Raw genomic sequence first — 14509 nt, forward strand, 5'->3', positions numbered from 1 at the left:
ATGTATTAGGCACGCCGCCAGCGTTCGTCCTGAGCCAGGATCAAACTCTCCAAAGAATTTGATATAGCTCTTTAAAACATGACGAAGCTTGCGCTTCATTCAAAAATTGTAAATCATTTTTGCCTCATCGTTCAGTTTTCAAAGTTCGTCTGTCGCTCTTGGCGACTAAATGATAATAACATTTATCATTATTGTGTGTCAACCAGTTTGTTTACTAAGTTGTAAGCATCGCTGGCAACAGAGATAACTATAGCATCCCCTTCTACCACATGGCAAGCATTATTCTAAAAAAACTTTAAAAGTTTTTTATCCTCTTCATTTTAACTCCTTGATTTCGAGAAGGGCATTATCCCCTGTTGGCGAATACACACCAATACCAACTTAAAGAAGGTGACACTCAATGCTTCAACTGCAGCCAAAGAAACGATCGAACCTGCGCATATGGGCAGGAACCCAGTATTACACATTAAAACGCCAGGCTCAATGGATGACGGACGGGAAACGGTATACCGCTCAACGAAACACTATACCGTTGCCTTATCTTATCCACGAGCATCGCACCCCACTCTACCGAAGATTACGCGACGTCGATCTCGAGATGCAACAGAACAAAGTCATCAATCTCAATATCGCCATCAAACAGTTAAATGGCATCATCGTCTCTCCGAACGAAGTGCTCTCGTATTGGAAAACCATCGGGCGACCTACCAAACGAAAAGGCTATGTGGACGGAATGATTTTGCATTACGGAAAGGTCACGACCGGAACCGGGGGCGGATTGTGCCAATTATCCAACTTGATTTATTGGATTACGCTCCATAGCCCACTCACAGTGACCGAGCGTTACCGTCACAGTTATGATGTCTTCCCTGATTCACGAAGAGATCAACCATTCGGGAGTGGCGCCACATGTTCCTACAACTATTTAGACCTTCAAATCACCAACCGGACGGCGCAGACGTTTCAACTCCTTCTATATATAGAGGGTGATTATCTCGTAGGGCAATGGCGGTCCAATACGCCACCAACCGTTAAATATAAGATATATGAAGAAAACCATCACTTCACGAACGAATGGTGGGGCGGAACCGTTCGGCATAACCAAATATTTAGAAGCGTCCTCTCACAGGATGGCACGTTTATCCGAAATGAGTTCATCACAGAAAACCATGCTTTAACCATGTACGACCCCTTCTTACCTGAAAACACAGCATACAAAAAAGCCGACTCATAAACCGAGTCGGTTTCGTTTCATTACGCGTGTGGCAAGAATATAAAGTAAGCCAAGAAAATCACTAACATGCCGTACATGATTGGGTGGATCTCTTTTGTCTTCCCTTTCGCGATCATCATGAGTGGATACAAGATGAACCCGAGTCCAATCCCCGTCGCAATCGACGAAGTGAGCGGCATCATCAGAATCGTCATGAATGAAGGAATCGCGATTTCTAACTTTCTCCAGTCGATATCGAGTAAAGCCGAAGCCATGAGCACTCCCACGATAATCAATGCAGGGGCTGTGACTGCCGATGTAACGACTGCCAAGAGTGGCGAGAAGAAGAGCGCCAATCCGAAGAACAAACCAGCGAATACAGCCGTCAAGCCCGAACGACCACCGGCCGCTACACCTGCTGACGATTCTACATATGACGTCGCAGTCGATGTCCCGAAGATTGCACCTGCCACTGTTGCTGTTGAGTCAGCCATGAGCGCTTTACTCGCACGCGGCACTTTGTTGTCTTTCATGATTCCTGCTTGACGAGCTACCGCTACGAGCGTACCCGCTGTATCAAAGAAGTCAATGAAGAAGAACGTCAAGATGACGACTAGCATTTGGACTGTGAAAACCTCTGAGAAATTGATGAACGCTTGGCCGAACGTCGATGACATGCTCGGTGGTGCCGAGATGATGTCCGAGATGGCAGTCGGTGTCGGTACAAGATTGAAGATCATCCCGACAATTGCTGTGAGAAGCATCCCGATGAAGATTCCACCTTTAATGTTTCGAACCATTAACAAGGCTGTCACGACAAGACCAAATACTGACAGGAGTGTCGTCCCTGTTCCGAGTGAACCGAGACCGACGAGCGTCGCTTCGTTGGCAACGACGATACCAGCATTTTTCAAACCAATGAAGGCGATAAAGAAACCAATCCCTGCCGCGACCGCCATTTTTAGTGGTCCCGGAATTGCGTTGACAACTGTCTCACGAATCCCTGACAGTGTTAACACGATAAAGAATAAACCAGAAACGAGAACCCCCGATAGTGCCGTCTGCCATGGAATCCCCATGCCGAGAACTACACTATAAGCGAAGAAGGCGTTAAGTCCCATACCTGGAGCGATGGCAATCGGATAGTTAGCGAACAAACCCATCATGAGAGAACCGACGAGGGCAACGAGGCCTGTTGCTACGAAGACAGCACCCATATCCATACCAGTTTCCCCTAATACGTTCGGGTTAACAAACAAAATGTAAGCCATCGCTAGGAACGTAGTGAATCCTGCGACCAATTCCGTTTTGACGTTCGTTCCAAGCTCATTCAATTGGAAGTAACGTTCAATCCGGTTTCCTGATGGTTGGTGATTTGGTTCTTGCTTGAGCTGTGTGCTCATTGGTTTTCCTCCTTGGCTCGCCGTAAAACGAGAAAAGGTCCCCGATTGATAACCGGAGACCCCACGCGAAACATACAGGGACATACGTCCCCGATCTATGTCTCGCCGTAGTGAAATCATTTAAGGTGATTTCGTAGAGACTCTCGGGCCATATTCCCGATATTATACGGCAAAATAATTTTTAATTGTTCGGATATGATAAGAACGTTTTTATCTTAACAACGACGAAATCGAATGTCAACTTAAATGACGGATTTTAATCGATTAATTTGCTTTAATGTTCGGATTTACCAAATAAAAACAGAGGGGATGGCTCCCCTCTGGTGATTATTCCCACTCGATCGTTGCTGGTGGCTTCGATGTGATGTCGTACAAGACACGGTTGACGTGACTGACTTCGTTGACGATGCGAACTGAGATTTTCTCGAGTACATCCCATGGAATGCGAGCCCAATCTGAAGTCATCCCATCAATCGAGGTGACGGCACGGACGCCGACCGCATAGTCGTATGTCCGCTCGTCGCCCATGACACCAACCGAACGAATCGGTGTAAGGACCGTGAAGTATTGCCAAATGTCACGTTCAAGACCGGCTTTCTTCACTTCTTCGCGCAGAATCGCATCTGACTCTCGCACGATTTCAAGTTTCTCTTCTGTGATTTCACCGAGGACACGAATGCCAAGACCTGGTCCCGGGAACGGTTGACGCCAAACAATATAGTCCGGTAACCCAAGTTCCGTCCCGAGTTCACGTACTTCATCTTTAAAGAGCGTGTTGAGTGGCTCAATCAATGTGAAGTTCATATCTTCCGGAAGTCCACCGACGTTATGGTGCGACTTGATCGTTTGAGCCGTATCCGTCCCACTCTCGATGATATCCGTATAAAGCGTACCTTGGGCAAGGAAGTCCATGTCCACAAGTTTCGACGCTTCTTCGTCAAACACGTAGATGAACTCGTTGCCGATGATTTTACGTTTTTGTTCCGGATCCGAAACGCCAGCAAGTTTCGCCATGAAACGGTCCCGCGCGTCAATCTTGATGACTTTCATGTTGAAGCCGTCCGCGAACGTCTTCATGACGCTGTCCGCTTCGTTTTTACGGAGCAAACCATGGTCGACGAACATACACGTCAACTGGTCGCCGATGGCACGATGAACGAGCGCTGCGACAACCGATGAGTCGACGCCGCCTGACAACGCGCAAAGAACTTGCTTGTCGCCGACGATCTCGCGAATCTTCTCGACTTCGATGTCGATGAAGTTCTCCATCGACCACTCACCTTTAGCTCCACACACTTCATAGATGAAGTTTTTCAAGATGTCGTTACCGTACTCAGAGTGACGGACTTCCGGGTGATACTGGACGCCGTACATTTTGAGGTCGTCGCTCTTGATTGAAGCGACCGGACATGACGGGTTCGTCCCATCAACGATAAATCCTGGCGGGGCTTCCATTACAAGGTCGCCGTGGCTCATCCATACCGTATGCTCCACTGGGAGGCCCGTGTAGAGCGCCGACGCTTCTGGTGTCGAGAAAAGCGTCGCTTTTCCGTACTCGCGATGCGCCGCTCGTTCGACACGTCCACCGAAGTGATGCGTCATGAGCTGCATGCCGTAGCAGATTCCGAAAATCGGAATGCCAAGTTCGAAAATTTCCGGGTCACAGCGATAGGCGCCTTCCGCGTACACACTGTTCGGTCCACCCGAGAAAATAATCCCGGCTGGTGCCAGTTCACGAATCTCAGCAGCGGTCATCTTGTGGGAATGAAGCTCACTATATACGCCAAGGTCACGCACGCGACGTGTGATTAACTGGTTGTACTGGCCTCCAAAGTCGAGCACCAAAATCATCTCTTGTTCTATCTTCACAAAACCTCCACCTTTCTGCCTTCTTCTCAAAAAAAGAGCGAGCTTCTCCTACGGATTCACCAAACCGAAGAAGAAGCACGCCCTTTTCTGTGTATACGAAACGTGCTCCTTCATAGTCGGTCCATTTACGGTGGTCCGGTAGAGACTCTCGCGCCAATTCGCGAGTATATACGAAGGAATGCTGTTCAATTATCTAACTAATGCGTCTATCTTACTGTATGCATCCGCCCACTTCAACTCATAATTCGACGAATCATGATTTTCCAATATTCTTTATATTTTGAATTTGGCGTTTTTTCGGCGTAAATACTTTGTTCAAATAACCGGGTCAATCGCGTCATTTCCGTCGATTCATAATAAGCATCGACCTCGGCTGCGAGTTCGGACGGCGTGCGACCGTCAACTTTGAAACCAGCTCCGCGAAGCCGTTTAACCAAATAGCGATGCATGGCAACGAGTCGATTTTCATTCAAGGGACGCCGTGTCCACCAGATCATCATGACGAGGCGTTCAATTGATTTACGATTCCATACGAGAACGGCAACCGTAAAGACAATTACAATCCAGCCCCATACCGGCATATTCCAGTTTTCCGTCGCCGCTTCTCCTGACGTCACATCATCGAGTGCCAAATCTTCTTGTGGACGATTTGTCGGCTCGTCATCTTGCGACGCTTGTGGATCATTGGCCGCTGGATCGTCTGCATTCGCTTCGTCCTCAGTCTCGACTTGAAGCAAGTTGGCATCCGAGAAACTGATGGTCGCCTCGAGCGGGACCCAACCTGCACCCTCCACAAAATATTCTACCCATGAGTGGGCGTGTCGATTCCGGACGGTATATTCTTCTTCCCCTTGGATAATTCCGCGCGCATCGCCCATCGTGAAACCTTTGACCCAACGCGTCGGAACTCCGCTCGCCCGAAGCAGGACGGCAGCAGAGGTCGAGAAGTTGTCGCAGTACCCGATTAACGTATCGAACAAAAATTGATCGACATAATCGGTATCCCCTTCCGGTACGGCCACATCTTCCGTATTGTATTGGAAATCCCCAGATTGGAAGTAGGCTTCGACCGCTTGGGCCTGATCATAAGGCGTCTCGCTGTCGGCTGTGATGTCCGCCGACAAGTCACGGACCCGATCCGGAAGCGAATCCGGCAATTGCAAGTACGCCTGCCGCTCTTCTTCCGTCAACGTCGTCACCGGTTCATTCAATGCCAGTTGCTCTTCTGTAAAGGAAGGAACACTGTAGCGGAGTTGAATCGTCTGAGGCGTCGTCTGTCCATCATTGTCGAACACGATTTTCCCGGACGGTCGGATGTGAATCGTCTCGTTCGGAAACGGTTCTTCGATATTTCCAACTCGGAACTCAGTGCCGTTTTCCGTCTCGGTCGCCTGCGGATATTCCCCGCCGTACGGGACGAACGTCTGGCGCCGGTCAAATCGGAGCAACGCCTGTTCCGGTGTCGTATCGACAGCTTGATCGACGAGTTGTCCCCGGTTATATTCGGAATCGAGAACCGGCGACTCAATCCAGCCTTTCCCTGTATAAATCTCTTTTGATTCGATGCGCCAATAGCGTGCCGGCACACCACGGGCGATGAAGACGATGCCGTCATCTTGCTCAAACGGCCCGCCGAGTTGTTCATCGTTCACCCCATAGCCGACTCGACCGCTGCCTGAACCTTCATCGTTCACCGCGTTTTGAAAACTCGTCGTCAAACGGTCGGACCAATCACCCTCGAGCGTCGGTGACACGCTTGCGAGCGCCAATACGACTGAGGCAAGGAGCGCGATGCTGACGTAGCGAACGAGTGATTTACTTGGTCGCTTCGCCAGGTCGGTGACAAAGAGCAAGAGAAGCGACGCTAAAATCGCGAGTAAAATCTTTCCTTCCCCGTCATAAAGCGTCCACGTGTCAAAGTAAGCCATCAATCCGAGCGTCGAGACGATCATGCCGAGGACGAAGCCGTAGCTTGGATACGTGCGTCCGACCAAGATGGCGAACAGTACCCCAATGAGCGCCATCGCCGAGAAGAAAATCGCTTCTTCTGGCAAAGCCCCGCTCAATACTCCGCTCAAATCATCTAACCACAGACCGAACCAATCCAGGATACTCCCATGGTATACGTACAAGACGATAAAGAAGTTGAAGACGACCACGCCAATAAAACCATACCAAGGCAACAAGCTCGCAAACATCGGAACGAGAAGCAGGAACAAGAACGGCCAGTTGACATCAAATGTCGTACTGCCAACAATCGGTTCGGCCCAAAACGACAACAAGTAGGCGGCAAGCGCCGTATAGACAATTCGCTTTATCCATGCCGTCATGTCGTCACCTCGTTCGCCGTGTACAAGTGATAGCTGCCTTGTGTCTCATTCATGATCTCGCGCACCCATTTCGTCTCAAGCGGGCTAATCAAAATCAAGTTCCCTACTTCTTGTGGCAGGTTGCGCTTCACTCGTTCGACAAGGCGCCCTTCCGGCTCCGGCGTCGCCGTCAACAAGTAATGACCGACCTCGGCGCTTTGGTCCGGCAAATGGAATAGACGGACCTGTTCTTCGATGACGTACAGCTCGAACGGCAGATTTTTCCGTTCGAGTTGTCGGATCGCCCCGACGAGAAGCGACAACGAGCGTTCGAACGCCTCTTCATGCCCGGCCGTGGTCGATGGGACGAAGACGAGCGACAGTTTTTTCTCCTGCTCTTCGTCGAACGTTTTCGTCATTAAATTCCCGCGTCGAGCCGATGCTTTCCAATCGATGCGACCGATGCGGTCACCGGCCGCATACTCACGGACACCGCTCGTCGTATTGGCGACCTCGGTATACGTCCGCGTGCGGCGATACTGCTCGCCCCGCCCACCGACTTGCTCGTCACGCGGCAAGTCGAACGGAAGTTCAGCCGGTGACACTTCGACGACCGTCTCGAGCCGCAACGTCCGTTTGCGGTCGAACAGTCCGAACACATCACGCACGTGAAGGACGGTCCGATCGAATACATGAATGCCTCGACGAATCTGTTCGATTTCGTAATGGACCTTTTCCGTCCGTCGAAAGAAGCGGTCGACTGGGGTAACGATGACGTCCGTCGATGTCGCGAGTCGCGGCGGCGGTGTCTCTTCTAACGTGACGACCCCGACAAGGAACGGGTATTTCCGTTCCACTTGCAACTCCACGTCCATCGTTTGTCCCGAGACGAGCCGTTTCGTCGTCACACGACGTGACACGTTCGCAGCCGTGACCGGATAAATCATAAACATCGTCCAATAGACGGCCAGGACGAAAAATGACCACCAGAGCGTCGACGCGACGATACTCCCTTCAATCCGGGCGAATGCGTAAAGTCCGAATGCCGCCGCCCACACAAGGAACAGCTTCATCCAATTTTTCATACTTCTTTGACCTCACGATCCATCGGCACCGGAAGTGTATCGAGCCAACCTTTGACGAGCTGTTCGGCCGTTTTCCCTTTATAACGCGCTTCGGCCGTCAATAAGATTCGATGGCCGAGTACACTGCCGGCGAGTGCCTTCACGTCATCCGGTAGCACGAAGTCACGGTTATGGATATACGCCCACGCCTGTGAAGCCTTCATTAGAGCGAGTGTCGCCCGTGGACTGCCCCCGAGATACGTGTTCGGATCGTTGCGCGTCTCGTGAATCAAGCGGACGATATACTGTTTGACCGCACTCGAGACGTGCACATCACGCACCTCCCGCTGCATTTGTTCGACTTCATGCTTCGTAATGACGCTCTGTAGCGCCTCAAGCGGTTCCGCTTTCTCAAACCGCGTCAGCAATGCGATCTCTTCATTAAAAGATGGATAGCCCATCTCGATTTTTAGGAGGAACCGGTCTAGCTGGGCTTCCGGAAGCGGGTATGTCCCTTCATGCTCAATCGGGTTTTGCGTCGCCATGACGAAAAACGGGGACGGTAAGATTTTGACTTCACCGTCGACGGTCACGCTGCGCTCAGCCATCGCCTCAAGCAAGGCCGATTGTGTTTTCGGAGAGGTCCGGTTGATTTCGTCGGCCAACACGATATTACCCATCAAGGGACCCGGCCGATATTCGAATTCTTTCGTCTTTTGGTTATACATCGAGATTCCGGTCAAATCGGACGGCAACATGTCCGGTGTGAATTGGACACGCTTGAAATCCAAATCGATGGCTCGACTGAACGTCCGGACGAGCATCGTTTTCCCGACACCTGGGACATCTTCTAACAACACGTGCCCTCCGGCAAGTAAAGCAGTCAAACTCTTTGCGATGACGTCTTCTTTTCCGACGATCACCGTCTCAACGGCATTGATGATTGATTGAATGGCTGGACGATATGACATAGCCGACTCCCCTTTTTTCTCTGATCGTTGACACATTAGTATTTAGAATGTTCTGACTTTATTGTGACACATTCGAGCGCTCGTGTGAAAGAAAAGTATCATGCCAATGGGCTTTCCGTTCTTTACCCGAAAAAAGGCGCCTTGTCTCCGATTTGAGCAGGCGCCAGTGCATTTATTTCGGCCGTTCGATTTCGAACGATTCGCCGAGCGTCGCATAGAAGTTTCCGGCGAGTCGACTCACCGGTGCCAATCGTTCGGCATCAATTCTACCGACTTCATAAAGGGCTGGGTCGATATGGAATCGCACGACTCGCGCAATCAATAAGTCGGCTGTCACTTTCCCGTCATGCTCGATTGGGACGTGATGATGTAGTTTGCACTCCATCCGGATTTTGGCTTCTTTTACGCCTGGCGTCACGATGACATCACTCGGTACGGTCGTGAACGTCGTCCGATCGAGCTCACTTTCCGTTGGTCCTAGATTCGCTGCCGTCTCGTTGACGAGCGCCACATTCGTCTCATCGACGATATGGATGACGAGCTCTTCGGTCGCGACCGCATTGCGCGCCGTATCTTTCATGACACCGTTCTTCCGTTGCACCGATACCGACAGTAGTGGCGGTTCAGAGGTCACAATGTTGAAGTAGCTAAACGGCGCAGCATTGATTGTCTCACCGTTTCGGGTCGTCACGAATGCAATCGGCCGCGGAACGACACTTCCGATTAGAAATTTATACGTATCTCGTTCGGTTAACGCTGATGGTTCAATCGATAACATAAGAGCACCCTCTCCCTTAATCATGTCTTCTCTTTCAAGCTATCCTGTTCGCTTCGTCCGTGTCAATCGGAAGCACATTTGAATGTGTAAGATACGTAAATCCGGGGTATATCGGTCTAGATATAACATTTAAATAGAGAATCTTAAATGACACGTTGTTTGAGCAATTCGGTGTTCATCAGATTTATCTTTATGTATATTTCCGTTATACGACGATGGAATTGGAGATGGTTTTTAGTTAAGGAAGGAAGTAGAGCGTATTATGAGCAAGTGGGTTGAACAATTGAACAGTCGTCAAATTCTCGGCATCCTCTACGGGGTCTGTATCGCCAGTCTCTTTTTAACGGCGACCGGCGCATGGTTCGTCCGGGACAATAACGTCTCACCGACCGAACTGTTGACGTTGCGCTGGATTTGGATGATCGGGCTAGTCATGTTTATCACTGCTATTTTATTAATTGGACGTCCGTTAATTACACGGATGCTCAGACAAAACGAGAAGATGCACGCGAAGCAAGCAGAGATGCAATCGGTGCTCGAGGCATCAAAACAAAACGAGACAAAACTGCAATACCGGAACGAGTTGATTGAAGTGCTCGCTTCAAAAGAATCGTTACTCGATTATTCAGCTGTCATCGAAAAGATTGTCTGGCTGACCGAAGCCGAGTTTGGAGCTGTATTGCTGGTCAAGGACAATGAAATTACCTCTGTCGTACCAAAAGGGATGACGGAAGAGCAACAAGAAGATTTGAAAGTACAGTCGCTCTTGCTCAAACGCGTCATGATTTCCCGAACGCTCGAGGCAAGTTCGAAGAAAGTTGCTGACCAGCTCCATGGCTACCCGTACTATATCCATGAAACGGTCATACCGGTAAAAGACCCGTCAGATGGGACGATGATCGGTTGCTTATATTTGGCTTGTTACGATGAACCGTTCGATGCGAGTGAAACATCCGAATTGAACGCTTTCGCGAACCAGTTAGCCATCTCGCTCTTACGGACACGGCTTTATCGCCAGATGCAGCAAGACCGAAAAGAGACGGCACAGTTAATCAACTCGGTTCGCGAAGCCATACTTTATTTTAACTACGAGGAAGATACGATTGTCGGCAACCGCGCCTTCATTCGTATGTTCGATGAACTTCAATTCGAATACGCGGGCTATGAAGAACTGACAACGTTATCGATTGACATCGAACAGTTCGCTGAACGCGTCGACCAACAAGACCGCTTCATCAGTTATATCGAGCGTGTGTTCGATCAAGAGCCACCAGAAGATGGCCTATCGATTTCATTGGATCAAGGTGATTGCTTCCTTCAGGTTTATGCCGAGAGCATCTACCGAGATGGAAAAATCCACGGCACGATGCTCGTGTTGCGCGATGTGACGGCCGAGACGGAAATCGACCGCATGAAGTCGGAGCTCGTCTCGACGGTCTCTCACGAATTGAGAACGCCGCTGTCATCTATCTACGGATTCACAGAGTTGATGCTTGAGCGTGATTTGAAGGAGAGCCGCCGCGAGCTGTACTTGAAGACGATTCATGACGAAGCAAAGCGCCTCTCTTACTTGGTCAACGATTTCCTCGACCTTCAAAAAATGGAAGCCGGAAAACAGACGTTCGAATGGGAGACGGTCGATTTACTCGAGCTCGCCCGCGATAGTATCAGTTTTTATCAAGAGACGACCGACTTGCATCACCTACACCTTGATGCCGATGTCGGACAGGACTTTAAAATCGAGGCCGACTTGGAAGGCATGCGGCAGTTGCTCGGTAACCTACTCAGTAACGCCATCAAGTATTCCCCAGAAGGCGGCAACGTCCTCGTTTCATTAGAACGATTAGAAGATCAAGTCGTCATGAAAGTTCGAGACAACGGGATGGGCATCCCTTCATCGGCGTTACCGAACTTGTTCGGCAAGTTTTACCGAGTCGATAATTCAGACCGCCGGAAAATCGGAGGCACGGGACTTGGTCTCGCCATCTGTAAAGAAATCGCGAAAGCGCACGACGGACATTTACATGTTGAATCAATTTACGGGGAAGGCAGTACCTTTATTTGTGAGTTGCCGACGTCAAAAGAAGTGATTCATCAATAAACACGACCGGAGTCGTTCCGGTCGTGTTTTTTACGCCGTAGCTTCTATTTTTTGCAGGAATGTTTTGGGATAATCTAGAAAAAGAATAATATCGAGAAGCGGAGGCAATATCGTTGCACCCTTCCTATTTTTCTCGCAGGCTAATTCTAGAAAAAGAGCTATACTAGTAAGGAAGAGACAGACAAGATTGGAGGTCATGAAGTTGGATCACCGCGACCCACCGTTTTCAGAACTAGGCGACTTTAAACAATGGGGACGTTTTGATATAAACGTGCCACTTCAAGGCGGGCAAGCTGAACTGCAAGCTGCCGTATCGATTGTTAGACGTCATATTCCTTTGCGGTTGGGTGGATTTTATATCATCGCGAGTGAAGATGGCATTTTGCGAAGCGGCTCACACGACGCCAATTTGCAAAAACATATCATTCACCTGCTCCAACAAGTTCAAACGGGCCATGTGGAAGATGAAGCATTAATGAACGAACCGATTTGGACGATTCATTATTTCACCACTCCATAAATAACGAGAGACGATTCGGGCGTCTCTTTTTTTGTGCAAAAAAAGAACGCCTGAGGAGGCGTTAATCCCATCGAGACATAATCGCAATGGATTTTTCATAGTATTCAGTGGATAGTTTATACTTCCCATTTTCACGTAACTCACGCGCTAACCAAAGGGCGTATTTGTTTGTGTACAAATAGTCATCGAAAGACTCAAAATATTGGACAGCTTTTTTCAAGCTACTAATCAATTTTAATTTATCGTGCTCTTTATAACAATTTCGATAAACCTCAAAGTGATGATGAAATTCTTCTAACCCTTCATGGTTACCTATAATCTCATATCCATTGCCAAGCCATTTTATAACGCCATTTGAATCCTCTTGTTCAGCATAAACTTCAATCAAAGAAAGTACACTATAGAGTTTGCTTTTAGGATCGGACTTGTAAGACAGACTCTCAAGAAAGTACTCTAACGCTTTTTCTTGATTACCTAACAAAGAATAAATTTCACCCATATTATTATACAACATTCCGTTGTAATACTTTAAATCGGTTGCGCTAGTAACTTTAGTAGCGCGTTCGTAATGGGACAATGATTCTGAATAACGCTTTCTTCTTTTGTAAGAAAGCCCAATAATTAAATGACATTCAATTATTCGTTCTACATAAAAGTTATCTTTAAAATAACCGAGTGCAAATTTAACGTTTTCAATGGCCTGTAAATAATCCGTCGACTTATAGTACAATCCTCCCATGATATATCGCATATCTGCAATCTCCCAATCAGGAATATTAGACGTAGGCAATTGTTCATTTAATTGTTCTAAAAGTTGCAATGAGGATTCTTTATCGTTTGATTGAAAATGAGTCAAACTTTGCATGAGCAAATATCTGATTTTATTATCGCGATCTAATTGGTCTTCGAGCCATCCAAGTTCGTTTAAATAGCGCCCTTTTCCTCCAGGCATCAAATCGAATCTTGCTAATGTAATCAATAGCATGATGTATAATTCTTTTGATTGATTAACTACTGGATTAGAAATGTATTTTTCAATCTGCTTTCTTTTATCTTCATCTTTTCTCGTTAGAACTGCTTCTCTTAGAATAGTTTGAATTTCTTCTCTGACTTTATCAACTTGCTGACTAAAATCAAAATAAACAGGGACATTTATATTTAACTTTTCAAAAATTAATTCTAGTACTTCTTCACTAGGTGTAGTTTGATTATTCTCAATCTTACTTAAATACGATATAGAACAAATACCTCTCGCTAAGACAGATTGCTTCATGTTCCTACGCATGCGCTCTACTTTAATAAGGTTACCGTAGTTATATTCCATCTCAAGTAGTAGCTCCTTCGTCCCAAATATGATTAGTTTTTATATTAATTATTCGCTATTTCCTACCGTTTAGGAAAATGGAAGCTAAAAACCTCAAAAAATCTAATGCTTTTTGCACTAATTTTCCCAACCGAATACTGAACGAATGTCCTAATATACATGTTAAGATTTATATAAGAACTAGTATATTAGTGATTAACTTAGGTCCATTGGTTTATTAACAATCTGCCACCAGAAAAATATGGACATTCAATAATGGAGGTGAATTTAGCATATGGGAAAGTTAAATTTCTTGCTTGCTGAAGACTACATTAAACCAAAAATCTATTTTCAATCAAAACAACAAAACATCTTTGATGCCTCATATTCTTCGTCTGATCGAAGTCAATTTGAAGGATTAGAACATTTAACCCAATTGTTACGTTCATCAACAGGATTTATAGTTAACGCTTTCCAAGTTGATTACTATCAAACTTTACCACGACTCATAGCTAAAACATTGAAAGAAAACAAAATGTACAAGCGCATTTATGTTTTAGGCCCTGAACTATCTCTTTCTATTTTAAAGCGCAGTTCGAAAACCGTCTATGAGAAACATTTCCAAGAATTCGGATATATAAATATAGAACAAGCATATGACAGTGTCCTTAAACAGTGTTTAGCACTATTGAAAGAAGGTCATATTTTATATGTTCTTCCTGAAGCCTCTATTTGTTGGAATCCAGAACCACTTACACAATTTAAAAACAGATTTACTCCTTTATGTAGCACCTTACTCAGTCAAGAAGCAAACGTTCCAATTTTGTCATCTAGCACAAAAGAAAATAATGACAAATTTATTTTACATGAACCAAATATACCTCAACAGTACATTGGTGACTTAGAATCTCGCATTGAACAGCAATCTGATGCGATTTATTCATTGCTAGAATCACCATTTTCTGAGTAAAATCATAT

11 protein-coding genes and 2 riboswitches are annotated in these 14509 nt (G+C 47.1%); of the genes, 4 read left to right on the plus strand and 7 right to left on the minus strand.

The features are described 5' to 3' along the window. The first annotated feature begins 400 nt into the window (after positions 1-400). Entirely contained in the window at positions 401-1234 is an 834-nt protein-coding gene (locus KNO58_RS13050) for a VanW family protein (protein ID WP_214754578.1), read from the plus strand. 20 nt (positions 1235-1254) lie between these two features. Here the strand turns inward: KNO58_RS13050 and KNO58_RS13055 are convergent, their stop codons facing one another. From KNO58_RS13055 to KNO58_RS13080, 6 genes are all read right to left on the minus strand, one after another. Beyond that, positions 1255-2616 carry an NCS2 family permease gene (locus tag KNO58_RS13055; protein ID WP_251026253.1) on the minus strand — a complete coding sequence of 454 codons (1362 nt, stop codon included), beginning with the start codon at positions 2614-2616 and terminating at the stop codon, positions 1255-1257. Between the two features lie 88 nt (positions 2617-2704). Next, a riboswitch (purine riboswitch) is annotated at positions 2705-2806 on the minus strand. A gap of 137 nt (positions 2807-2943) precedes the next feature. Beyond that, positions 2944-4467, minus strand: a complete 1524-nt coding sequence (guaA, locus tag KNO58_RS13060; protein WP_251026263.1) for a glutamine-hydrolyzing GMP synthase — start codon at positions 4465-4467, stop codon at positions 2944-2946. A 111-nt stretch (positions 4468-4578) separates the two neighbouring features. Then, positions 4579-4679, minus strand: a riboswitch (purine riboswitch). A 39-nt stretch (positions 4680-4718) separates the two neighbouring features. Continuing rightward, positions 4719-6815, minus strand: coding sequence for a transglutaminase domain-containing protein (locus KNO58_RS13065; RefSeq protein WP_214754582.1), 2097 nt, complete (start codon positions 6813-6815; stop codon positions 4719-4721). After that, entirely contained in the window at positions 6812-7879 is a 1068-nt protein-coding gene (locus tag KNO58_RS13070; RefSeq protein WP_214754584.1) for a DUF58 domain-containing protein, read from the minus strand. Before KNO58_RS13070 ends, KNO58_RS13065 begins: the two co-directional genes overlap by 4 nt. Beyond that, on the minus strand, positions 7876-8829 hold the full coding sequence (locus KNO58_RS13075; RefSeq protein WP_214754586.1) for an AAA family ATPase: 954 nt from the start codon (positions 8827-8829) through the stop codon (positions 7876-7878). Before KNO58_RS13075 ends, KNO58_RS13070 begins: the two co-directional genes overlap by 4 nt. A 172-nt stretch (positions 8830-9001) precedes the next feature. Beyond that, on the minus strand, positions 9002-9607 hold the full coding sequence (locus KNO58_RS13080) for a flavin reductase family protein (RefSeq protein WP_214754588.1): 606 nt from the start codon (positions 9605-9607) through the stop codon (positions 9002-9004). Positions 9608-9869: 262 nt separating this feature from the next. Here KNO58_RS13080 and KNO58_RS13085 point away from each other — a divergent pair, with 262 nt between their 5' ends. Both KNO58_RS13085 and KNO58_RS13090 read left to right on the plus strand, forming a co-directional pair. Further along, the gene (locus KNO58_RS13085; protein WP_251026254.1) at positions 9870-11708 is read left to right on the plus strand and encodes an ATP-binding protein; all 1839 of its coding nucleotides are present in this window, start codon (positions 9870-9872) and stop codon (positions 11706-11708) included. 202 nt (positions 11709-11910) lie between these two features. Beyond that, positions 11911-12228, plus strand: a complete 318-nt coding sequence (locus tag KNO58_RS13090) for a hypothetical protein (RefSeq protein WP_214754590.1) — start codon at positions 11911-11913, stop codon at positions 12226-12228. Positions 12229-12289: 61 nt separating this feature from the next. On the opposite strand, the gene KNO58_RS13095 is transcribed toward KNO58_RS13090, so the two are convergent. Beyond that, the gene (locus tag KNO58_RS13095; RefSeq protein ID WP_214754592.1) at positions 12290-13552 is read right to left on the minus strand and encodes a tetratricopeptide repeat protein; all 1263 of its coding nucleotides are present in this window, start codon (positions 13550-13552) and stop codon (positions 12290-12292) included. A 274-nt stretch (positions 13553-13826) separates the two neighbouring features. Here KNO58_RS13095 and KNO58_RS13100 point away from each other — a divergent pair, with 274 nt between their 5' ends. Further along, positions 13827-14501 carry a hypothetical protein gene (locus tag KNO58_RS13100; protein WP_214754594.1) on the plus strand — a complete coding sequence of 225 codons (675 nt, stop codon included), beginning with the start codon at positions 13827-13829 and terminating at the stop codon, positions 14499-14501. Positions 14502-14509: the final 8 nt, after the last annotated feature.

Origin of the sequence: Exiguobacterium sp. J17977, from assembly GCF_018616375.1 — a bacterium.
GTDB classification, from domain to species: Bacteria; Bacillota; Bacilli; order Exiguobacteriales; family Exiguobacteriaceae; genus Exiguobacterium; species Exiguobacterium mexicanum.

Coding starts and splice junctions, on each gene's coding strand:
- KNO58_RS13050 (WP_214754578.1), top strand. CDS start 401: ATGCTTCAACTGCAGCCAAAGAAACGATCGAACCTGCGCATATGGGCA.
- KNO58_RS13055 (WP_251026253.1), bottom strand. CDS start 2,616: ATGAGCACACAGCTCAAGCAAGAACCAAATCACCAACCATCAGGAAAC.
- guaA (WP_251026263.1), bottom strand. CDS start 4,467: ATGATTTTGGTGCTCGACTTTGGAGGCCAGTACAACCAGTTAATCACA.
- KNO58_RS13065 (WP_214754582.1), bottom strand. CDS start 6,815: ATGACGGCATGGATAAAGCGAATTGTCTATACGGCGCTTGCCGCCTAC.
- KNO58_RS13070 (WP_214754584.1), bottom strand. CDS start 7,879: ATGAAAAATTGGATGAAGCTGTTCCTTGTGTGGGCGGCGGCATTCGGA.
- KNO58_RS13075 (WP_214754586.1), bottom strand. CDS start 8,829: ATGTCATATCGTCCAGCCATTCAATCAATCATCAATGCCGTTGAGACG.
- KNO58_RS13080 (WP_214754588.1), bottom strand. CDS start 9,607: ATGTTATCGATTGAACCATCAGCGTTAACCGAACGAGATACGTATAAA.
- KNO58_RS13085 (WP_251026254.1), top strand. CDS start 9,870: ATGAGCAAGTGGGTTGAACAATTGAACAGTCGTCAAATTCTCGGCATC.
- KNO58_RS13095 (WP_214754592.1), bottom strand. CDS start 13,552: ATGGAATATAACTACGGTAACCTTATTAAAGTAGAGCGCATGCGTAGG.
- KNO58_RS13100 (WP_214754594.1), top strand. CDS start 13,827: ATGGGAAAGTTAAATTTCTTGCTTGCTGAAGACTACATTAAACCAAAA.